21 protein-coding genes and 1 pseudogene are annotated in these 22,398 nt (G+C 47.6%); 19 read left to right on the plus strand and 3 right to left on the minus strand.

The genetic code is table 11. From position 1 onward, the window contains the following. Positions 1–2 precede the first annotated feature (2 nt). The 5 genes from J2Z65_RS14785 (at position 3) to J2Z65_RS14805 (ending at position 6,539) form a co-directional block, all read left to right on the plus strand. Positions 3–1,967 carry a DHH family phosphoesterase gene (locus J2Z65_RS14785; protein WP_167054920.1) on the plus strand — a complete coding sequence of 655 codons (1,965 nt, stop codon included), beginning with the start codon at positions 3–5 and terminating at the stop codon, positions 1,965–1,967. Next, entirely contained in the window at positions 1,964–2,413 is a 450-nt protein-coding gene (rplI, locus tag J2Z65_RS14790; RefSeq protein WP_167054918.1) for a 50S ribosomal protein L9, read from the plus strand. Before J2Z65_RS14785 ends, rplI begins: the two co-directional genes overlap by 4 nt. Before the next feature lie 227 nt (positions 2,414–2,640). Next, positions 2,641–4,005 carry a replicative DNA helicase gene (gene dnaB / locus J2Z65_RS14795; RefSeq protein WP_167054916.1) on the plus strand — a complete coding sequence of 455 codons (1,365 nt, stop codon included), beginning with the start codon at positions 2,641–2,643 and terminating at the stop codon, positions 4,003–4,005. A 447-nt stretch (positions 4,006–4,452) separates the two neighbouring features. Next, positions 4,453–5,739, plus strand: a complete 1,287-nt coding sequence (locus J2Z65_RS14800) for an adenylosuccinate synthase (RefSeq protein ID WP_167054914.1) — start codon at positions 4,453–4,455, stop codon at positions 5,737–5,739. A gap of 143 nt (positions 5,740–5,882) precedes the next feature. Further along, the gene (locus J2Z65_RS14805; RefSeq protein ID WP_167054912.1) at positions 5,883–6,539 is read left to right on the plus strand and encodes a hypothetical protein; all 657 of its coding nucleotides are present in this window, start codon (positions 5,883–5,885) and stop codon (positions 6,537–6,539) included. Positions 6,540–6,568: 29 nt separating this feature from the next. Here J2Z65_RS14805 and J2Z65_RS14810 read toward each other — a convergent pair whose 3' ends face one another. Continuing rightward, positions 6,569–6,832 (minus strand): hypothetical protein, encoded by a 264-nt coding sequence (locus J2Z65_RS14810; protein ID WP_167054910.1) that lies wholly within the window; start codon positions 6,830–6,832, stop codon positions 6,569–6,571. A 315-nt stretch (positions 6,833–7,147) separates the two neighbouring features. Here J2Z65_RS14810 and J2Z65_RS14815 point away from each other — a divergent pair, with 315 nt between their 5' ends. The 6 genes from J2Z65_RS14815 (at position 7,148) to J2Z65_RS14840 (ending at position 14,423) form a co-directional block, all read left to right on the plus strand. Beyond that, a complete protein-coding gene (locus tag J2Z65_RS14815) occupies positions 7,148–8,689 on the plus strand; it encodes a M23 family metallopeptidase (protein WP_167054908.1) in 1,542 nt (513 codons plus the stop codon). Positions 8,690–8,823: 134 nt separating this feature from the next. After that, positions 8,824–9,543: a response regulator YycF gene (yycF, locus tag J2Z65_RS14820; protein WP_167054906.1), complete on the plus strand. Its 720-nt coding sequence runs from the start codon at positions 8,824–8,826 to the stop codon at positions 9,541–9,543. 2 nt (positions 9,544–9,545) lie between these two features. Then, positions 9,546–11,378 carry a cell wall metabolism sensor histidine kinase WalK gene (gene walK / locus J2Z65_RS14825; RefSeq protein ID WP_167054904.1) on the plus strand — a complete coding sequence of 611 codons (1,833 nt, stop codon included), beginning with the start codon at positions 9,546–9,548 and terminating at the stop codon, positions 11,376–11,378. Next, entirely contained in the window at positions 11,375–12,664 is a 1,290-nt protein-coding gene (locus tag J2Z65_RS14830; RefSeq protein WP_167054902.1) for a YycH family regulatory protein, read from the plus strand. Before walK ends, J2Z65_RS14830 begins: the two co-directional genes overlap by 4 nt. Before the next feature lie 40 nt (positions 12,665–12,704). Beyond that, positions 12,705–13,541: a two-component system regulatory protein YycI gene (gene yycI, locus J2Z65_RS14835; RefSeq protein WP_167054901.1), complete on the plus strand. Its 837-nt coding sequence runs from the start codon at positions 12,705–12,707 to the stop codon at positions 13,539–13,541. A gap of 81 nt (positions 13,542–13,622) precedes the next feature. After that, positions 13,623–14,423 carry an MBL fold metallo-hydrolase gene (locus J2Z65_RS14840; RefSeq protein ID WP_167054899.1) on the plus strand — a complete coding sequence of 267 codons (801 nt, stop codon included), beginning with the start codon at positions 13,623–13,625 and terminating at the stop codon, positions 14,421–14,423. Here the strand turns inward: J2Z65_RS14840 and J2Z65_RS14845 are convergent. Next, the gene (locus J2Z65_RS14845) at positions 14,392–14,601 is read right to left on the minus strand and encodes a hypothetical protein (protein WP_240159579.1); all 210 of its coding nucleotides are present in this window, start codon (positions 14,599–14,601) and stop codon (positions 14,392–14,394) included. The genes J2Z65_RS14840 and J2Z65_RS14845 overlap by 32 nt on opposite strands. A gap of 180 nt (positions 14,602–14,781) precedes the next feature. On the opposite strand from J2Z65_RS14845, the gene J2Z65_RS14850 reads away from it, so the two are divergent. The 7 genes and pseudogenes from J2Z65_RS14850 to J2Z65_RS14880 all read left to right on the plus strand — a co-directional run bounded on the left by J2Z65_RS14850 (position 14,782) and on the right by J2Z65_RS14880 (position 20,382). After that, positions 14,782–16,005: a S1C family serine protease gene (locus J2Z65_RS14850; protein WP_338111614.1), complete on the plus strand. Its 1,224-nt coding sequence runs from the start codon at positions 14,782–14,784 to the stop codon at positions 16,003–16,005. A 34-nt stretch (positions 16,006–16,039) separates the two neighbouring features. Beyond that, positions 16,040–16,207 (plus strand): CxxH/CxxC protein, encoded by a 168-nt coding sequence (locus tag J2Z65_RS14855; RefSeq protein WP_167054897.1) that lies wholly within the window; start codon positions 16,040–16,042, stop codon positions 16,205–16,207. A 127-nt stretch (positions 16,208–16,334) separates the two neighbouring features. Then, positions 16,335–16,814 (plus strand): 23S rRNA (pseudouridine(1915)-N(3))-methyltransferase RlmH, encoded by a 480-nt coding sequence (gene rlmH / locus J2Z65_RS14860; RefSeq protein WP_167054895.1) that lies wholly within the window; start codon positions 16,335–16,337, stop codon positions 16,812–16,814. 44 nt (positions 16,815–16,858) lie between these two features. Beyond that, positions 16,859–17,806 carry a helix-turn-helix transcriptional regulator gene (locus J2Z65_RS14865; RefSeq protein ID WP_167054893.1) on the plus strand — a complete coding sequence of 316 codons (948 nt, stop codon included), beginning with the start codon at positions 16,859–16,861 and terminating at the stop codon, positions 17,804–17,806. 109 nt (positions 17,807–17,915) lie between these two features. Then, positions 17,916–18,372 (plus strand): annotated as a pseudogene (locus J2Z65_RS14870) (YceI family protein). A gap of 144 nt (positions 18,373–18,516) precedes the next feature. Further along, positions 18,517–19,677 (plus strand): tryptophan synthase subunit beta, encoded by a 1,161-nt coding sequence (gene trpB / locus J2Z65_RS14875; protein WP_167054891.1) that lies wholly within the window; start codon positions 18,517–18,519, stop codon positions 19,675–19,677. A gap of 243 nt (positions 19,678–19,920) precedes the next feature. Continuing rightward, positions 19,921–20,382, plus strand: coding sequence for a phage tail protein (locus J2Z65_RS14880; RefSeq protein WP_167055030.1), 462 nt, complete (start codon positions 19,921–19,923; stop codon positions 20,380–20,382). A gap of 173 nt (positions 20,383–20,555) precedes the next feature. Here J2Z65_RS14880 and J2Z65_RS14885 read toward each other — a convergent pair whose 3' ends face one another. Further along, a complete protein-coding gene (locus J2Z65_RS14885; RefSeq protein ID WP_167054889.1) occupies positions 20,556–21,554 on the minus strand; it encodes an HD domain-containing phosphohydrolase in 999 nt (332 codons plus the stop codon). Between the two features lie 435 nt (positions 21,555–21,989). Here J2Z65_RS14885 and blaI point away from each other — a divergent pair, with 435 nt between their 5' ends. Further along, on the plus strand, positions 21,990–22,364 hold the full coding sequence (blaI, locus tag J2Z65_RS14890) for a penicillinase repressor BlaI (protein ID WP_167054888.1): 375 nt from the start codon (positions 21,990–21,992) through the stop codon (positions 22,362–22,364). The last annotated feature ends 34 nt before the right edge of the window (positions 22,365–22,398 follow it).

Genomic DNA, 22,398 nt, shown 5'->3' on the forward strand with positions numbered 1-22,398 from the left:
GAATGCCGAAGTTCCTTTTAAAGCGGTGGCACGGTCAACATATCGTGTGGATTTTCGTTCTGCTCATCATCATGTCAGCTACGATTTATATGTTCAAATGGTGGCTGGGCGTTACGGCCTTCCTGATATGCGGGATCCTGGCGTACTTTACGCTGCAAGCGGAAACAGCTTTTCGCAAAGAGCTGAATACGTATGTCGCGACGATTACACATCGGGTCAAAAAGGCTGGCAATGAAGTGATGAGCGGCCTTCCAATCGGAATTATTTTATATAATGAAGAGAAGCGCATCGAATGGCACAACCCGTTTGTGGCCAAAATGCTGGGGCAGGATTCCGTCATCGGCGAGTCGCTCTACGACTATTTTCCAGATCTGAAGAATCGGAAAGATAAGAGCGAGAAGGTAGATCTGACCATCGGTAAGTTTATTTATCAAGTATGGATTCGGCCCGAAGAGAGGCTGCTCTATTTCCGGGAAATCACAGAGCATGCGAATTTGGCGAGGAAGTACGAAGATGAGAAAACGGCGATCGGAATCGTCATGATGGATAATCTAGAGGAGTCGACGCAGGGGTTGGATGACCAAACGCGCAGCATCATGCTCGCTAAAGTAACGGGCGAGATTACGGAATGGGCTCAGAAGCACCAGCTGTATTTGCGCCGAACGTCTTCAGACCGCTTCCTTATACTGATGGATCAGAAGGCACTGCGCCAATTAGAGCAAACCCGATTTGAAATCCTGGACGATGTACGGGATCTGACGATCGAGAACAAGCTGCCGATGACGCTGAGCATCGGGATTGCTTCAGGCGCCGAGCAGCTGACGGAGCTTGGTCAAATGGCGCAGATGGGGCTCGATATGTCCTTGGGCCGCGGCGGCGATCAGGTGACGGTTAAAGTGGGCCAGAGGCTGTCCTTTTATGGCGGAAGAACCAATGCGGTTGAGAAGCGTACTAGGGTAAGGGCAAGGGTCATCTCCCATGCTTTGAGGGATTTGATGAAGGATAGCGATAAGGTGATCATCATGGGTCATCGGTTCCCGGATATGGATTGTATCGGCGCATCGATTGGTATCCTGAAGGCTGTGCAAGTCGTCGGCAAGGAAGGCTATATCGTGCTGGAAGGCGTGAATCCGTCGATTCACAAAGTGATGGAAACCATCGCCGGCGATGAGCGGCTGCACCGCTGGTTTATTACACCTGAACAAGCGATGCAGATTACAACTCAGCGTACCCTGGCCGTTGTGCTGGATACGCACAAGGCATCCATGGTAGCCGAGCCTAAGCTGCTCCAGCAGACGCACAGGGTCGTTGTAGTCGATCATCATCGCCGCAGCGAGGAATTCATCCATGACGCGACGCTCGTCTATATGGAGCCTTACGCGTCCTCTACGTGCGAGCTGGTGACTGAACTGCTCCAGTACATCAACGAGAAGCTGACGATGGAAGTGTTGGAGGCTACGACACTGCTGGCCGGCATCGTAGTCGACACGAAGAGCTTCAGCCTTCGAACTGGGGCGAGAACTTTCGAAGCCGCGTCGTATTTGCGCCGAAATGGCGCCGATTCCGCGCTCATTCAGCGTTTGCTGAAGGAAGATCTCGATTCGTATATCGAGCGCGCGGAAGTGATTAAGCATACAGAAACGATCTATGAGCACATCGCTTTGGCAGTTGCTGAGCCTAATCGCAAATATTCTCAGTTGATGATCGCGCAAGTTGCTGATACATTGTTGAATATGACGAATATTATGGCTTCCTTTGTCATTGCCGAACGGCCAGATGGACTTATCGGCATTAGTGCCAGATCACTGGGGCAGATGAATGTCCAACTGGTGATGGAGCGGCTGGGGGGCGGCGGTCATTTGACCAATGCGGCGACTCAGCTTGACGGCACGACATTAGAGGAAGCAACGAGCCGATTGAAGAAAGTACTTAATGAGATGCAGGAAGAGGAGGGACTTTTCGAATGAAAGTCATTTTATTGAAGGACGTTAAAGGCCAAGGGAAAAAAGGCGAAATCAAAGAAGTATCCGAGGGCTATGCACAGAACTTCCTCATTGCGCAGGGGCTTGCGGCTCCCGCGACAACAGGAACGGTAAAAGTGCTGGATAATCAGAAGAAAGCTGAGCAGCGCCGGAAGGATCAAGAGAAAGCCGATGCGAAAACGCTAAGCGAGAAGTTGAATGAAATGACCGTTCAAATCAAAGCGAAAGCCGGTGAAGGCGGGCGACTGTTCGGTGCTATTCCGAGCAAGCAAATCGCAGAGGTACTGGAGAAGCAGTACAAGATCGTGATTGATAAGCGCAAAATCGTGCTCGAAGAGCCCATTCGTACGCTTGGCGTAACGAAAGTGCCTGTGAAGCTGCACAGCGAAGTTACAGCAAGCTTGAACGTACAAGTTCTGGAAGAAAAATAAGTGACAGAGAAGGCTGATGGGAGTCCCTAGGAGGGGCTCTTATCTATTGTCTGGCGTCAAGGCATTAAAACGATTGATTCGAGAAGATTGCTAGATATTAACTAGATTTGATGTATAAAATATTTAATTCGACACTAATCGGCAAAATCACATAGATTTGCTGTATAATAGATATCTTGCCGTGTGCAAGACTACTAAACTATGAAAAGAAAGGCGGGTACTGAAGCATGAGCGGAGACAATATGTTTATGGATCGCGTACCCCCACAAAATATAGAAGCTGAGCAAGCCGTGCTTGGCGCGATTTTGATTAACAGTGACGCTTTGATTACGGCGATGGAACGGATTACAAGCGATGACTTCTATCGGGGAGCGCATCAACGAATTTTTGAGGCGATTGTTGAGCTGGCTGAAGATCAGGAGCCTGTCGACCTGATTACGCTCACGTCGCTTTTGCAGAACAAGCAGCAGCTGGAGGAGATCGGCGGCGTTACGTATCTCTCCGAGCTCGCGAATGCGGTGCCGACGGCGGCAAACATCGACTACTATGCGGCTATCGTCGAGGAGAAGTCGATGCTTCGCCGCTTGATCCGCACAGCGACCCAAATCGTCACCAATGGCTACGCCAATGAAGAGGATGTAGGGTCCATGTTGAGCGAGGCGGAGGCGAAAATCCTTGAGATTTCGCAGCGCCGCAGCTCAAGCGGATTCGTGGTCATTCGCGATGTGCTTATGGAAGTATTCGAGAAAGTAGAGTCCCTCTACTCGAATAAAGGGGGAGCCACGGGCGTTCCTTCGGGTTTCGTCGATCTCGACAAGATGACATCCGGCTTCCAGCGCTCCGACTTGATTATTTTGGCGGCGCGTCCTTCTGTAGGTAAAACCGCGTTCGCGCTGAACGTAGCGCAGAACGTAGGGGTGCGCGCTAAGGAAACCGTCGCGATCTTCTCGCTCGAGATGGGCGCGGCGCAGCTCGTTCAACGTATGGTCTGCGCCGAGGCGAATGTCGACGCGAACCGCATGCGGACGGGGTATCTCGAAGGCGACGACTGGGAGAAGCTGACGATGGCGATTGGCGCCTTGTCAGAGGCGAATATCTTCATTGATGACTCAGCCCAGATTACCGTCGCGGATATCCGTGCGAAATGCCGCCGTCTCCAACAGGAGAAGGGGCTCGGCATGATTCTCATCGACTACCTGCAGCTGATTGCCGGCCGCGGTAAAGGCGATAACCGTCAGCAGGAGGTCTCTGAGATCTCCCGTACGCTGAAGCAAATCGCGCGTGAGCTCAACGTTCCGGTTATCGCGCTCTCGCAGCTCAGCCGGGGTGTTGAGCAGCGGCAGGACAAGCGTCCGATGATGTCTGACCTTAGGGAATCGGGTTCCATCGAGCAAGATGCCGACATCGTAGCGTTCCTATACCGGGACGATTACTACGATAAAGAGTCCGAGAAGAAAAATATTATCGAGATTATTATTGCCAAACAGCGTAACGGCCCCGTAGGAACGGTAGAGCTGGCGTTCTTGAAGCAGTTCAATAAGTTCGTGAACATGGATCGAAGTCATCAAGAAGCGGCGGCCGGGCAGTATTAACGGCCTGCTGCTTTTTTTTCGTGCTCGTGCAAATAAGGGAACTACAGTTAAGGAACACGCGGTCTTATCTCCTTGTGACAGGCAAAGTTTCGTAAGACTAACTTCATAGTTTGACCAATATCCGAACGATTATACAGGTGCCTTAGTAATTGTTCGTTTTTCATTGACTTTGCTTAGGGGGACTGCTACACTAGAGACGGTGAAAAAAAACCTTGTTCGTCTGCCTGCACGACCAGATCTAAGCAGGGCAGCTTCGAGTTAAGGTCGTTTTTCATGCCGAAAGGTAGGTCCCCTTCCTGCAGATCACTGCCGAAGAGACCTAAGTTCCTTCGGTGAGTAGTGGACGTTGAACACTTTAGTGCTTTAATGAGGTCCAACTTTTGCTGTGGTACGAAAGCCTTAACGGCTCATTATGGGTGACTTGTCACCGTACGGAGGTAAGTGCATATGTCAACGGTTGTTGTTGTCGGAACGCAATGGGGAGATGAAGGGAAAGGTAAAATCACGGATTTCTTAGCGGAATCTGCTGAGGTTGTTGCTCGTTACCAAGGTGGTAACAATGCAGGCCATACGATCATTATCAGCGGCAAAAAGTATAAGCTGACCATGATTCCTTCCGGTATTTTTTATCAAGATAAAGCTTGTGTCATCGGGAATGGTATGGTTATTAATCCCGCTGCACTCATTGAAGAAATTAACTACATTCATGATAATGGTTTTTCGACAAAAAATTTAAACATCAGTGACCGCGCGCATGTTATCATGCCGTATCATCTGTTGCTTGACGGTCTAGAAGAAGATCGTAAAGGTGATAGCAAAATTGGTACGACCCGCAAAGGGATCGGACCTTGTTATATGGATAAAGCAGCACGCAACGGGATTCGTATCGCGGATTTGATGGATGCTGAAGAGTTTGAATTGAAACTAAGACGCATCATTGCAGAGAAAAACGTGTTGATTGAGCAAGTGTACGGTTCCACAGCTCTAGATGTAGAGCCGATTCTTAAACAGTACCTCGAATACGCAGAAGTTATTCGCCCTTATGTAACGGACACTTCTGTCGTTCTGAACGAGTACATCGATCAAGGACGCAGAGTATTGTTCGAAGGTGCGCAAGGCGTTATGTTGGATATCGACCAAGGCACATACCCTTACGTAACTTCCTCCAACCCAACGGCTGGCGGCGTGTGTATCGGATCCGGCGTAGGTCCAACGAAGATCCATAACATCATCGGCGTAGCCAAAGCGTACACGACTCGTGTCGGCGACGGTCCGTTCCCAACGGAACTCGACAACGAAGTTGGCGCTTGGATCCGTGAAAAAGGCTTTGAATACGGCACAGTAACTGGCCGTCCGCGCCGTGTTGGCTGGTTCGACAGCGTTGTTGTCCGTCACGCAAGACGCGTTAGCGGCATTACAGGCCTGTCTTTGAACTCTATCGACGTTCTAACAGGGCTTGAAACGGTGAAAATTTGCACAGGCTACATGTACCGCGGCGAGCTTATCGAGCACTACCCGGCTAGCTTGAAAGCCATCTCCGAATGTGAAGCTGTTTACGAAGAGCTTCCAGGCTGGACAGAAGATGTATCCGGTGCGCGTACGCTGAGCGATCTGCCTGAGAATGCAAGACATTATGTTGAGCGTGTTTCACAGCTAACAGGCATTCCAATCGCTATTTTCTCTGTAGGTCGTAACCGTGAGCAAACAAATTTGGTTCGTCCAATCTACGCTTAATCCAATTGAGATAAATACAAAATCCTCTAGGCTCATTAGCAGCTTAGAGGATTTCTTTTTTTGCCAAAAGGGATTTAATGGGCACGATTCCGTCAATACTGGGAAGGAGGAAACAGATTTAAGCGGCAGGAGTGATAGCGGAAATGAAAGTATTAACATGGCTTGGCAAAATCGTCATTAGCACTGTTCTTATTACATCAATCACGATGTTTACAACATGGTATGTCGTAAACATGTATGTAGAGGATATATTTCGACAATATCAGATACCAGCCTTGGGTAAAAAGATTCAATTTGGTGAATTTGCATCAAGATTGGCGGGTGAGCTGAATATAGTTATGCGTAGAGACGGGGGGAAGCAAGCTGCCCCAGAGGAAACACCTTCAGCAGCAAAGCCTATTCCTAGTCCCAGCCCGTCTGGAAACGTGCCTAGTTCTAATCCGAGCGATTCTTTGCATTCGGACGCAGGAGCTGATGGAGCAGCCGTTTCCCAAGGAGTTAAGGATGATGATGCCGTAGCCGTCATGGGGCGAGTGAGTGATGCAAACGAGCAGAAGAAAGAACTCGTCATGTCGACTGAGGATTTCGCTAAGAAGAAAGAAGCGTTATCCAGCGATGACAAGATGAAAATATTTTCTCTTGTCGTTGCGAAGCTGCCGCAAAATGAGGTGCAGCATTTGTCTGTTTTGTTGGAAGATGGAATTACGACCGATGAGCTCAAACAGGTCAATGATACGCTCAAAAAGTATTTGAACGAAACGGAATTAAAGCAGTTAACGGATATCTTGAACAAATACTAGCTTCGTAGGCGAGACTGAGGACTAGCGTCCTAATGGAGCTGTCCGCCGAATTTCATAATGGTATCCTCGGCTTGACGGTAGCGCGATTTCTCAACACTCACTGTGAGTGCATAAGAGGGCTCGGCTGCCGAATAGCTATCAAGCGATTGAACCAGACTGCCTGGAAGATCACTGGCTTGTGGCTCACCGCCATAATTGAATTTAATGTCCAGTACGCCTTGAGATCGAAGGACTTCAGCTGTTTTCTCCATTGTTGACCGATCTGTAAATGTAGCTTCCAAGTTAATTTCCATGCCTAAGTTCCCCTTTCAAATTTTCACTCAAATTCGTCATTTCTCGTAATTGGGTGCAAAATCTTTTGGATTTATATACAATAAAATGGAAATTTATCGTCTTCTTTTGGCGGTGGACACGAATCTATCACATGGATATCGAGTATTTTGTTGAAATAGGCAGAGAAAGTGTGTTAAATTTAACAAAAGGAAGACAATCCTTTTATGGATATTATGTCTAATCAAGGTTTATTTATGTACTTTGAAGTAATTAATCAGCAGCGAGTATTTGGATAATTACTTCATGGATGCAAAACCGTTCAAAGGGAGAAGATCATGACAGGTTTCAGGGGTATGCGCTTTGTCAAGGATCTCATCAAGAGATTCACGCCGAAGCGAGAAAGCTTGACCGGAAATGAATCAGTATCAGACAAGCAGCTGGAAGTAACGACATCTACGACGCTAACGGTAATCAAACGACATAAATGGTCTCTAGTTCTGGGAGTTAGTGCAATCGCGCTAACAAGTGTAATTACGTTTGCAGGTCATCAGTATGTGCAAGCGAATATGGTTAATGTCTATCATGTGATGCTCAACGGCAAAGAAATAGGAGTCGTGAGCGATAATAAATTGATTGATGAATATAAGCAGCAAAGACCACAAGAAGTACAAAAGAATTTCCCAGATGTTCATGTCGTGCTTAAAACGAATGGAGTCACCTACAAGCCTGAAAAGGCTTTCAATGCGCCAACGGATGATGCAGCTGTGATCGCTACACTTAATAAGGCGTTAGTGCCCCAACCGGTCGGGGTCGAATTGAAGGTAGATGGCAAAGCCATCGCGATTGTGAAGGATCAGCAGACGGCTGATCAAATTCTTGAACGGGTAAGAGCGCCTTTTGCGCCAAAAGCCAAGGAAACCTCTAAGGTTGCTGCTCTATCCGCAAACTTGGGCGAAGATATTTCCACTGCGCCTTCAGAGCTTGAGAAGGTAGAATTCATACAGCAAGTAGATAAAGAAGAAGTGCCGATTGAGCCAGAGGATTTGGCTAAACCTGAAGATGTCGTGAAGAAGTTGACGACTGGCGATGTGACGCCTGCGAAGTATACGGTTGTCGAGGGAGATTGCGTCTCCTGCATCGCGAAGAAATTAGGAATTACGAAGCAATTCATCTATGATAAAAATCCTGGTATTCAGGATGATAAGCTGAAGATTGGTAATCAGCTTGATGTAACGGTGCTTAAACCAACGTTGTCAGTCAAAACGACAGAAAAAATTGTGCAGAATCAAGAGATTCAGTACGATACGGAATATGTGAAGGATGATTCGCTTCGCGTCGGCGTTGTTCAACCGATTTCACCAGGAAAGAACGGGCTGAAGAAGGTTACGATCCAAGTAACGAAGGTTGATGGATTAATGACCAACGAGCAGCTGGTGGACGAAGAAATCATTGATCAGCCAGTTACGGCGAAGGTGACCAAAGGAACGAAAGTCATTAAAGGCGAAGGCACAGGGAAATTCGCGTGGCCTGTCGTTTCCCCTAGTATCTCGAGTACGTTCGGGGTGCGTTGGGGCAAACTCCACAAAGGAATCGATATTACAGGTAATAAAAACATCATGACAGCGGATAATGGCAAAGTAACGGAAACCGGCTACAAATCGGATTACGGCAATTATATTATTATTAATCATTTGAACGGTTACGAGACGTTATATGGCCATTTGAGCAAAATTACCACAACCGAGGGTACAATCGTTGAAAAAGGCGACAAAATCGGTATTATGGGAAGTACAGGCGATTCCACAGGTGTTCATTTGCATTTTGAAATTCACAAAAGCGGCAGCTTGGAAAATCCTTTGAAGTATTTAAATCGTTAATTTACATAGAGGCAAGGTCAAACCGGACAATCGGGGGCCTTGTCTCTTTTTAGTTGAATATATGATAAAATAGAGGGTAGTATGCAAGGAAAAGGACGAGGTCGCAGTTTATCTTGAAGTAGGCGGTGGTAGGTTTGTTTGGGAAAATTCTCGTGGTGGATGACGAACAACCGATTGCAGATATTTTGAAATTTAATTTGGAAAAAGAGGGCTATCAGGTGATCTGTGCCTATGATGGTGGCAGCGCTGTAGAGCTTGCTTTCTCTGAGCAGCCCGATCTCATATTGCTGGATCTCATGCTTCCCGTAAAGGATGGCATGGATGTGTGCCGGGAGGTTCGCTCGAAGCTGAACACGCCGATTATTATGTTGACGGCCAAAGATACCGAGCTGGATAAAGTGCTTGGCCTGGAGATGGGGGCAGACGACTATGTGACCAAGCCCTTCGGCACAAGAGAGCTCCTGGCCCGCGTGAAGGCACATTTACGCCGGCAGACGAAAGCGCAGACGGCTCCGAGCGAGTCGGACACGCAGCGCAACGGGATGCGGATTCATGCCTTATTCATCGATAACGACATGTACATGGTGTATAAAGATGGGGTTCCGCTCGATTTGACGCATCGCGAATTCGAGCTGATCCAATATTTGGCCAAAAATTCCGGCAAAGTGATGACGCGCGAGCACCTGCTGCAAGCGGTGTGGGGCTTTGAATATTTCGGCGATGTGCGAACCGTCGACGTGACGATACGCCGGCTGCGCGAGAAGCTGGAGACGGACCCAAGCCGTCCGGAGTACATAATGACGCGTAGGGGGCTTGGCTATTTGATGCGCAGCCCTAAAGCCGGAGGCTTCTAAATATGAAGGGCATCCGCTTCTTCCAATCGATCCAAGCGAAGCTGATTATTGTGTATGTCCTCCTCATTTTGATTGCGATGCAGCTCATTGGGGTGTATTTCTACAAGACCGTAGAGACGTATTTCAAAAATGACTTCTTAGTTTCGCGCAACAGCCAGGTTACTCTACTGGCCGGCTTCGTGGGGCCCTACCTCACTGGCGATCAGGACAGTAAGAACGCTGCCGAAGGCAAGAAAACATACGCGGATTTGAACGAGTTCGTCAGCAATTTATTTTCAATTAATAATGCGGAAATTCAAATTATTGATGCCAACGGGAATGTCATAAGCACGTCGGTTCCCAATCATTTGAAGCAAAAAAATACACAGCCCGAAGTGATCAGGGCGCTGCAAGGGATCAAGGATAACCAGCGGATCTTCACCGATGAGGACGGTTATCGAAAGGTGATCATCGCCAAGCCTGTGGGCAGCGGTGTGCGTGTCCTGGGCGCTGTTTATCTGATCGCGTCCATGGAAGATGTCTATAAAACCATCCGGTCCATTAACCGGATCCTCATTTCAGGCACGTTGATTGCCCTAGGGCTAACAGCTATTCTTGGTGTGCTCCTTACCAGCACGATTACGAATCCGATCAAAGAGATTACGAAGCAGGCAACAGCGGTTGCGGAGGGGAACTTTGATCAACAGGTCATTATTCAAGGGACCGATGAGATTGGGCAGCTCGGTCAAACGTTTAATTTTATGATGAATCGGCTCAGGGAAGCCCTTTCTCTTAATGAAGAAGAGAAGGAGAAGCTGGCTTCCATCTTGACGAATATGAACGACGGAGTCATCGCAACGGATGACAAAGGGCATGTTATCGTCCTGAACCGCAGGGCGAAGCAAATCCTGCAGGCGGAGGAAGAGACGACCATTGGCCTCGACATCTCGGAGGTGCTCGGCATCCCGAAGGAGACGATCCAAGGGCTGCTTCAAGGAGAGGTGCGGACGACGCTGCTTGATATTGAGCATCCCGATGACGACGAACAGCTGTCAGTCCGAATCACGTTCACGCCGATTCACCGCCGGGGTGAAGGGCAGAGCGGGATTATAGCGGTGCTGCAGGACGTGACGGATCAGGAGAAGCTGGAACAAGCCAGACGCGAGTTCGTCGCGAACGTGTCGCATGAGCTGCGCACGCCGCTTACGACGATCAAGAGCTATCTCGAAGCGCTTGACGATGGCGCCATTGAGGAGCCTCAGCTGGCCTCACGCTTCATCAGCGTCACACGCAGCGAGACAGAGCGGATGATCCGCTTGGTGACGGATCTTTTACATTTATCGAGGCTGGATTCCAAGCAGTCGATGATGAGTAAATCAACGACACTTGTGAGCGAGATGCTGGAAGAAGTGGCTGATCGGTTTTCTTTCCAGCTGCAGCAGCGCAAAATTGAGATTGTGATTCGAGTGGAGAAGGGTGTAACCAACCTGCTGCTCGACCGCGATAAAATTGATCAGGTACTCGATAACCTGGTATCGAATGCAATTAAGTATACGGGCGATGAAGGCGCTATCCGTCTGGAAGCGCGGAAGATCGAGAAGGATATGCTGGAGATTTCTGTTCAAGATAACGGTATAGGGATTCCAAGGAAAGATTTAACCCGTATTTTTGAGCGTTTCTACCGGGTGGACAAAGCGCGGTCGCGGAATATGGGCGGTACTGGGCTAGGCCTGTCCATTGCCCGGGAAATAGTCAAAGCGCATGGGGGAACGATTAATTTAGAATCCGAATTAGGACAAGGAACCCGTGTTGTGTTCACGTTGCCGATTCAGCAGGAGGAGGAGGATGAGCTATGATTGAGAGTTTAAAATCTATCGTGCTTGTCGTCCTGATTGGTACCTCGCTGTATCAAAGCTTTTTGCTGGCGTCGTATAATCCGCCTAAGATTGAACCTATCCAACAAAGCAATTATGTTCAAACGGAGACGCTTGGGAAGCAAGCGGAGCTTCAGGATATGCTTTTTCCAGATCAGATTATCGTTCATTTGGGCAATCAACAGCATTCCGTGCTATATCCAAGCAATTACTATTACACAAGACTGTTCGATAATATTAAGCAGCGAAGCTTTAAGGGCTTCCGCAAAACATCGATGTATTTGGTGAATGTGAACTGGGAAGATGTTCGATCGAAACAGCAGGGCGTCGAAATGCGGTTCCGGGACGGTATCCCTTTCACCATTCTTCAGCAGGTGCTGCGGATTGAAGGAGAGCTGCCGCCGGACAATGAAAAAGTGACGCGGATTTGGATTTACTCCAAAGGCAACAACGAAGATGTTCGCACTTTCTTCTTTACGGATTCTCCGGGCGTAGGGTATGAGGTGATCGGGGCCGATTTTACAAGTAAAGACGTGGAAAATTTCGCTGCTTTCGGCGATGTTACGAATTTGTATAAGACGACGAATAACGGTGATTACTATCTTCCGGTTAAGCCGCTCAAGCTGCCGAGCTATACGTTCAATTACAGCCAGTTAACGGCCGATCAATTGAAGCAAAGTCTTTTCGTGGACCCTGGGATTACCCGCTATCTCAAAGAGCGTGATGGATCGGAAATCTACACAGACAGCAAACGCGGTTTTCAGCTTAATCGAGATCTTCGATGGATTACGTATTCCGATCCTGTCGCCCCCGTTGAGAGCAAAAGTGAAGTGCTTGAAAACTTACTGGCCGGCATCAAATTCATAAACCAGCATATTGGCTGGGATGGCAAATATATGGTGGCGCGAACGCCGCAGAAGCAGCTTTTTGACAATCAGACCTTTACATTTCGCCAGTATTATGAATCCTTGCCTATTGTGGCCTCTCAGCCAGAAGGTTTTGGTTCTCTGAAAATGCAGGTACAGAAGGGGATCATTTCCGGCTTCGAGCGGACTATGATTATTCCTGATTTAAAGTCCGCCCAGCGGCGCGATGCGGAGATCCTGTCGGGTGACGCATTAGAAGAACGGCTGCAGTATTATCAGCGCCGATCCAGTATTGTCGCTATTTTCCCAGCCTATCACCCGGTTGTTTCGGAAAAGACGCTCATGTTGGTCCCAGTATGGACCTTGGAGCTGCGAGACGGCACCTATGATTTCATTGAATAGGCTTGATTAAGCAAATCCTTATGGAAAGGTTGGTGAGATCATGAATTGGAGCAGGGCCAAAACGATCCTGATTTGTTCTTTTTTGCTGCTCAATATGATTCTTGGCTTCCAGCTGTGGTCCACCAATCGCTCCAACCAGACGGAAATATCGTTGGATACCTCAGGAACGATTGAAGAGATGAACCGTGCGCTCCAAAGTAAAAATATTCGGCTGACCGATGAATTGCCGACAGATGTAACGAAGATGAAGGTTATTACGGTGAAATATGACGATAGTATAAAGCCCGGAGACGAGAAAGCGTTGAAGACGCCTATTAGCATGAGTACGCTGCTCGGCAAAGGGGCCAGCAAAGAAGTACAAGCCCAATCGGAAATTCCGAATTTTAACCTGTATCAGTTGGATTCGGCGGTAAGAAAAAAAGGTATATATGTATTTAATCAGTTGTACGGCAAGCTTCCTCTCTTTGATGTGACAGTAGAGCTGAATGAGGAAAATGGAGAAATTACCAGTTACCGTCAAGCCTACGTTGAAGTAGAATCAGGAGTAGAACAAACGGAGCAGAAACTGATTCCCGCTCAGTTAGCGGTGCGTAGTTTAGTGGATAATTATTTGAGTGAAGGCTCCATTATTACCGAAGTCAGACTTGGGTATCATGGACAGCCGTACAATTCCCAGACACAACCTATGTTTCCGCACTGGCGGATCACGGTTGATAATGGAGATACACGAGATATTTATTATTTGCAAGCTTTCAACGGCGCAGTGGAATCTCCGCAAAAAGGGTCGGATGTTGCTCCCTTCGGAACACAATCGGATGGCGAGAAGCCGGGAAATACGAAAAGCCCCGATGACAAGAGCAAGCCAGATAAGAAGTAGACCATAAACGGCTTACATAAACATTCAAGATACGTTGATTAAATAGCATGTGTACATGTACGCATAGAGGAGCAGGGTAAGATGGGTATTAGGTTTACAGTGCTGTCGAGCGGTTCGACGGGGAATGCGACGGTCGTCGACAATGGGGAGACCAAGGTGCTTATCGATGTGGGCTTCAGCGCCAAGAAGATGGAGGCGTTGATGAAGGAACGCGAGCTCGCGGCGAACAGTATTGACGCCATTGTAATCACGCACGAGCATTCCGATCATATCAAGGGCTTAGGCGCGCTGGCGCGAAAATATGATTTGCCCATCTATGCGAACGAGAAGACGTGGGTGGAATTGGATCGCCAAATCGGCGTGATTGCGGAAGAGAACAAGCGGGTCATGGAAACCGGCGGCTTCGAAGAATTCGGCACGCTGCGCGTGGAGTCATTCGGGATCTCCCATGATGCAGCGGAGCCGGTGGGCTATTGCTTTTATGAAGGAGAGCAGAAGTTAAGTGTCGTAACGGATTTGGGCTATATGAGCGAGAAAGTGAAAGAGAAGATTATAGATTCGGATGCTTTGGTGCTGGAGACGAATCATGACGTGGACATGCTGCGCGTTGGGCACTATCCTTGGAGCATTAAGCGCCGTATTCTTGGGGATAAGGGGCATTTATCCAACGAAGCGGCGGGAGAAGCGCTCTGTGACGTGATGACGAATAAGACGAAGTCCGTCTATATGGCTCATTTAAGCCGTGACCATAACTTAATGGATTTGGCCAGGCTAACGGTGAATAACATAGTACAAGAGCGCGCCCCCGAGTCTAAGCAGCTTAGATTAATGGATACGTATTTTGATCGTTCTACGAAATGGGATGTATTGGATTCGGAGTAAGCGCAGCGTCAATTTCTTTGGATTTGAGCTGTATTTCCTGCGGCGTGATCAGGCCCTTATCAATCAGCGTTTGAATGAGAGATGAGAGTATGAGGGATTGGTGGTAGTGGCTCTCTTTGAGGTCAGCGAGCTTACCAATCAGGTTGATTTCTTCGATATGGGATGGAATACGATTCATAATGTGCATTCTCCTTTGGTTTTCTGATTTAAAGTTACTGTTAACTCTAGTAATTCCTTGAGAGATTTGGTTTACTATTATTGTAGGCAAGAACGGAACGAAACATTCCTATTTTTTGCAAATAAGATTCTGAGGCAAGAGCGGCATTACCCGCCCCCTGTCAGCAAGGAGGGACACCCTGTGAGTTTGTTTGATGATGATTTTTACTCGACCAAAAGAACCAAGCAGCGCCAACCTGTGTGGCGTCCTAAACGTTCGGGTGGATTTACAGGCTTTACGGAACGCAAGCGAAATGTGGCCCTATTAGCTGGAGTAGGCGGGGCTTTAGCGATGCTTTTGTTAGTCGGAATAGTTAGCGGTTTGGGCAAAAGCGAATCGCAAGCCGATGCGATAGCGGTACCGGCATCTGTGGCGATTGCAGAGACGCATCCCATGAACATTAACGATTCTGTCGTGGCGGCAACGGAGAAAATTAAGCCAGCCGTGGTCAGCGTGATCTCTTCTAAGAAGGATGACAAAGGCCAGGAGAGCGGGATTGGGATCGGATCGGGTGTTATTTTTGCCCGTAATGGGGATAAGGTCCGCATTGTAACCAATAGCCATGTCGTTGAAAATGGAAACCAGTTTGAAATCGTGAATTTTCAAGGTGAGCACCGCAAAGCTACATTGGTCGGTCGTGACCGGATTACGGATTTAGCTGTTTTGGAAGCGGATGGCAAGGACATCAAGGTGATTGCTGAGTTCGGCGACTCCGAGACGCTGCGCGCGGGTGAAATGGCGATTGCGGTAGGCAACCCGTTAGGGCTTGGCTTCTCGCCGACGGTCACGCAAGGCATCATTTCATCGCCTAAGCGGACGATACCGGTTGCTTTGTCCCGGGAGGGAACGGATTATGACTGGGAGATGGATGTCATCCAGACCGACGCGGCGATCAACCAAGGCAACAGTGGCGGCCCCCTAGTGAACATTGACGGCAAAGTGGTTGGTATTAACTCGATGAAAATTTCGGATACGGGCGTTGAGGGGTTAGGATTTGCGATTCCCATTAACAGCGCGAAGCCGATTATCGACAATCTGATCACGGATCATAAGGTCAAAAGACCGCTAATGGGCGTGTCTACGCAGGAATTGCAAGCTTTTAAAGGGACGGATGTATTAAAGCTGCCTGCAGATGTGAAAACTGGAGTTATCGTCTTCGATGTGTCCGGACCTTCCAAAGAAGCGGGTCTCAAACCGCAGGATGTCATTGTGCTGCTGGATGACCGGAAGATTGACAGTACGATCAGCCTGCGGAAATATTTATACAACGAGAAGCACATCGGTGATAAAGTGAACGTCACCTACTACCGCGGCGGCAAGAAAATGAATGCGGTGGTCACCTTGGTGGAAGCAACCGATAAATAAGTATACAGAACCATTGCGGATGAGAGGTAGTTGCATGCACGTAGTTTGTAAGGATCATGTAGAAATCGCGATTGATGAGTTTGTCGATGAATACGAGGAAGCGCCGGATGTTGTGGATTTGCAGAAAACCCACTTCGCCAACTGGGAGCCTCCTTCACACTGTGAGCATTGCATGGAGTTAGCGCGATTTTTAGTTGTTTAAGGAAGGCTGATGCCTTCCTTTTTGTTTTCTTGGGGAAGGGATAGATAAGGAAAAGATGAAGAAATAGATGAAGAAATAGATGAAGAAATAGATGAAGAAATAGATGAAGGAAAAGGAGCATTCGTTTATGCAGATACAGATTTTAACGGTTGGGAAGTTGAAGGAGCGCTATCTTGTGGATGGGATTGCGGAGTACGTCAAGCGCCTTGGGCCGTATGCCAAGGTGCAAATGATTGAGGTGCCGGATGAGAAGGCACCGGAGAACATGAGCCCTGCCGAGGAGCAGCAGGTGCGGGTGCGTGAGGGCGAGCGGCTGCTGGCCAAGCTCGGCTCGGACGTGTACGTCGTGGCGCTGGCCATCGACGGCGAGATGTGGTCTAGCGAGCAGCTGGCGGGCTCGCTGGATCGATTGGCCACATATGGGCGCAGCCAGGTGGCTTTCGTGATCGGCGGCTCGCTGGGGCTCTCTAGCGAGCTGCTGCGCCGTGCGGACGTGCGGCTGAGCTTTGGCCGCATGACGCTGCCGCACCAGCTGATGCGGCTGGTGCTGGTGGAGCAGATTTATCGCGCTATGCGGATAAATCGGGGGGAACCTTATCACAAATAACGGCACTTTTTAGTGAACAGCATTAAGTTTCGAGGGGGTGGCCCATGAACAAAACAGACCGTTTATTAGCCATCGTGCTGGAGCTGCAAAGTAGAGAAGTGATACGGGGCGAAGACTTGGCGGCCCTATTTGAAACCAGTGTGCGAACCATCTATCGTGACATCCAGGCGCTTAGTGAAGCGGGCGTACCGATTATAGGTGCCCCAGGCACAGGGTATTCCTTGATGGAAGGCTATTTCCTGCCGCCGATCAGTTTCACGGTAGAAGAAGCCGTGACCTTGCTTATAGGAGCGGACTTTATCGAGCAACGATTTGATGATGAGTATCGTCTCAGGGCTCAAGCCGCTCGGAGGAAGATCGAGGCCATTCTATCGGAGGGCGTTCGAAATGAGACCTCTCGTGTACGCAAGACATTGCGCTTGCTCTCTCCTAGTAAACCGGTCACGCTGTCAAAAGAAAGGCAATATTTCGAAAAGATCCGTCGATCGATATTAGATAAGCGAAAGATCAGATTTCATTATTTAAAAGGGATGGCGGATTCCAAGGGAAATCACCATAGTGATCGTACCGTTGCTCCCTATGGCCTGGTTCTCGTTGAAGGCTCGTGGATGCTCGTGGCCCATTGTGATCTACGCCAAGAAGTTCGCCATTTCCGTCTATCCCGAATGACCGAACTTCTCGAACTGGAAGATCGATTCGAACAGCCGACCCAATTTAATTTGAGAGAGTACCAGCCTTCGGATGATCGGCACCTGCAGGTTCGCCTTCGATTTAATCATGACGTGGTGGATAAAGTGAAGGAATCGAACAATCGTTTTATAGAGGAAATGGAAGAGCACCAAGATGGATTGGATGTGATCTTACGCGTTCGTCAACTGGACGAATTACTGCAGTGGGTGCTGGGCTGGGGAGCGAATGTGAGGGTGGTGGAGCCTGAATCATTCCGAAATCGGATTCGTGAGGAAGCTGAAAAAATGTTAAAACGCTACTGACATCCCGTTGTCAGTAGCGTTTTTGTATAGTTGGAGTATGCGAATATCGCAGTGTTTTGGAGATAGGGTGACCTTTCTCATAATCTTATCGTAGAGGTGGAATTTAATCGTGAGCAATGTCAATTGGGAAGTGGATCCGGATCACAGCTCCGTCGAGTTTTCGGTGACACATTTAATGATTAATAGAATCAAAGGAGTATTCGAGCATTTTCAAGCGAATTTGAACTTTGACCCCAACGATTTAACAACCATGGGGATTCAAGCTTCTATAGACGCGAACAATTACGTTTCAAAGCACCGGCTGCGTCCTTACTGGCGAACGGCAGTATGAACTTACGGGCAATCTATCTCTGCATGGTGTAACAAAATCAATCACTTTTCACACGGCTTTGGAAGGACTGAACAAAGACCCCCGCGGACGGGAACGTGCAGGGTTTCATTCAACGGCCAGTATCGAACGCAGCGAATTTGGCTTGACATTTAATTCACCGCTGGAAACAGGTGGTATAATTGTCGGAAATGAAGTGAGGATTGAGCTTTATATTGAGGCAATTAAAATAGATTAGGGATTCGGAAGGCCATCCTTTTAGCGGGATGGTCTTTCTTCAACATGTTCATTTGAAGAAATATAGATAGGGTCCAAGGTAATTTATGGTAAGATATTAGGTGAGGAGTACCATTTCTATTTCAACTAATGGAGGCGCTTACTTATGGACCAGCAATTGCAGCAAGAGGGATACTTTGGAGAGTTTGGCGGCAGCTTCGTCCCGCCGGAATTGCAGGAAGTGTTGAGTTATTTGAGTGAGCAATTTTACAAGTTTAGAGACGACCCGGAGTTTAAGGAAGAGCTTCGTTATTATCTGCGCGAATATGTCGGCCGCGAGAATCCGCTGACGTATGCGGAGCGGCTGACCAAAGCTTGGGGAGGACCGAAGATATACTTAAAGCGCGAGGATCTGAATCATACCGGAGCGCATAAGATCAATAATGCGATTGGCCAGATTCTGCTCGCTAAGCGGATGGGTGTCAAGCGGATCATCGCTGAGACCGGTGCCGGACAGCACGGTGTTGCTACGGCAACGGCCTGCGCTATGTTTAATATGGAATGCGTCATCTACATGGGAGCTGAAGATACGCGCCGGCAGGCGCTTAATGTGTTCCGAATGGAGCTGCTCGGCGCGACGGTTGTACCGGTTCATAAAGGCCAAGGACGATTGAAGGACGCGGTAGATGAGGCGCTGGACGATCTGGTTCGCAATTATAAAAATACGTTCTATTTGCTCGGCTCCGCGGTTGGTCCGCATCCGTTTCCGACGATGGTGAAGCACTTTCAGGCCATTATTAGCGAAGAATCGAAGCTGCAGATTATGGAGAAAGAAGGCCGTCTGCCAGATGCGGTAGTGGCTTGCGCAGGCGGTGGCAGCAATGCGATTGGTGCATTCGCTCACTACATCGACGAGCCGACTGTTCGCTTAATTGGCGTCGAGCCCGATCAAGCGCCGTCCTTAACGCAAGGCGTGCCGAGCATCATTCACGGCTTCAAGTGTTTAGTGCTGCTGGATGAGGAAGGCCAGCCGAAGAAGACCTATTCGATCGCCGCGGGACTTGACTATCCGGGCATTGGGCCGGAGCATAGTCACCTGAAGGTGACGGGCCGGGCTGAATATGCAACTGTCACCAATGAAGAAGTGCTGGAATCCTTCCAGGAACTGTCTCACACGGAGGGAATTATCCCTGCCCTAGAGAGCGCGCATGCGGTTGCATACGCGAAGAAGCTGGCGCCGACGATGGGTCAGGATCAAATTATTATTGTTAATCTGTCTGGCCGCGGGGATAAGGATGTCGAACAAGTGTATCAAATGCTCAAATAGAATAACGGGTGTGTCACCTATTACATTATACTAAAATCAGACATGCAAGACGGGAAGGGCGTCCAAATGGGCGTCCTTTAATTTCGACCTATAGATGATATGCTGAGTCGTACACAAATGAGGCAAATTTTATTGTGGGAGACATAAACGTTTATATTGAATTATTTTTGGTATAATATTTGGTAGATAAGAAAGAATAAATTTCTTTTTTTAGAAAATAGTGAGAGAAAACGAGGGATGAAAATGTCGTATATCGTTGATTTTAAAAATGTGTCTACAGTCGGTTTAGAGTCTTCACCTGTAGTAGAAGCGCTCGCTGGTTTACGTGCTAATGAAGCCCGTTACTTTATGAACAAATACAAGCATGAATTTACGGTTGTGCCAGCTAGCGAAAGTCAGGAGAGCATTGATTATGTGAATCAGATTTTGAAAGAACGTGATATTGCGTTTGCGGCCAAACCTTTAGAAACGTCGCGTTTTCAAGTGGAAAATATCCAATTTACCTACGTTTTTTATGAGGATGGTCTTGCGCTCAATGTTATGTATACAGTTGATGATCCTAAGAAGCGGGCCGTTGGGTTTAAGCTTTCTGAGGGGATGGAGATACCAAAGGAGTTGGAAGAGAAGTTTAAGTTTGCTAGGCAGAAATCTAAACTAGCTGGAACAATTCGGGGCTCCTTTTTCGTAATTAAAGGACAATATTAAAGTAAGCAAAAGCGCAATAGGAGGAACCCAGCCATTGTGGTCTTTGAGTCATTAGTTATCGGCTCCTCTTGCGTGTGAAAGATATAAGCCTCTATCCCGTTTGGCGGAATAGAGGCTTTATCAATTTGTTTGCTCCCTAAGCTAAGCTTCAAATCAGTTTTTTGCAGATATCATCACGATATTTCCATCCTGCTGTTTCGGATCGTTCCAACAAAGATATCGACCAAATCAGGATTAAATGAAAAGCCCTTTTGTTCGATTAAATAGTGTAACACTTTCTCCTCCGGCCAGGCCTCTTTATATGCTCTCCTGCTTGTTAGGGCATCGTATACGTCTACCAGGGATACTACCTGAGCTTCGAATGGAATTTCATTTCCTTTCAAGCGATGAGGGTACCCCGAGCCATCCCATTTTTCATGGTGGAATTCAACAATTGACTTCGATATATCAAGTTCTTGTCGAAAAAGGTCATCATTTAATTCGTGTGAAATTTTATTTAAGATATCGACCCCAATAAGTGGGTGTGTTTCAATGATATTTCGTTCGTAAAAAGTTAACTTTCCCGGTTTGTATAGGATACCCTCGGGGATGCCTGATTTACCTATATCATGCATGATGCTAGCATTAATGACGTGCTGAATATATTCGTCAGATAATTTTAATTGATTAGCTGCATTGTATTCCTGAAGTAATGTAGCGGTTAATTGCTGAACGCGAAAAAGATGGTTTTCAATTTCTGGATCTCGAATCTCACAGGAAAGAGCCAGCACTCTAAGAATTTCATTCTGTATTTTTGATTTTCGAGTTTCGGAGACATAGACGCCTTCACTAATTTGGCCCAAATCTCTAAATATACCGACATAGTAGCTGTCCCCAGCTATTTCTACAGGTGTTATTGATATGTTAGAGTGCCAGAGCTCCTTGTTTCGTTTTCTATTTATGAACACACCCGACCATGCCTGATTATTGTTTAATTGTGTTTTCATCTGATCATATGTATTCTTGGGTGTTAATCCTGATTTCAAGATGCCTGCCGTGTGCCCAATAATCATGTCGCGTTGGTATCCAGTAATTTCTTCATATCTATGGTTAATATCCACAATGTTATGGTTCGTATCGGTGATAATGACCGCATCAGATAACATTAGAAAATAAGAAAGTCCAGTCGTCATTCCAATTCCAATCCCCTCGAATATCCCGTCTTGGTGGAATGGCTTCATCCTAAGTTTTGCGCCATTCTCCATGAAGTATCATAATTGAAAATCAGAAATAAATACAGTGGCTTCATAGCTTGAGTGCACCGAGGGAAGCGATAACTGGCCGGATCTCCAGTCTGGGCTTAGCGAATTTTGGCGAGTGGGAACGACGATCCCTTATTTTGCAGATTTATATTCAATTGTAAGCATTTTAGGAAAATAGTGCCCTGTAGTTTCGCTCCCATGCTACATATAGATCGAACACCCCCAAAGGCTGCCGAAACCCGGCAGCCTTTAACTATTTTTGCCTACGCTTAGACGTGCATATCTCCAGCTTGACAAGTGTGGATTACAAATGTAATACTAAGTCTGTATTACATTTGTAATCCTGAATGGAGAGGAGGTAACGATGTGAAAAATGTCCCTCATATTACCGATGCTGAATGGGAAGTTATGAAAGTGCTTTGGAACCAATCACCGCGCACAGCAAATGAAGTGATCGAAGCTATGCAGGACCAGACGGAGTGGAAGCCCAAAACGATTCGAACTTTGTTAAATAGGTTAGCTCAGAAGCAGGCAATAGCTTTTTCACAAGAGAACAGAGTCTATGCGTATTTCCCTTTGGTTTCTGAGGGGGAATGTGTGAAGTCAGAGACGCAATCATTTCTGAAAAGAATTTATGGCGGAGCTTTTAAGCCGATGCTCGTTAATTTTTTGAAAGAGGAGCAGTTGTCGGAGGAAGATATTAAGGAGTTAAGAAGTATTCTTGAGGATAAAACCAAATGAGAATAGCCGAGAATGCGTTGTGCTGCTTAAGGAA

The organism is Paenibacillus aceris (genome assembly GCF_017874035.1).
Classification (GTDB): Bacteria; Bacillota; Bacilli; order Paenibacillales; family NBRC-103111; genus Paenibacillus_E; species Paenibacillus_E aceris.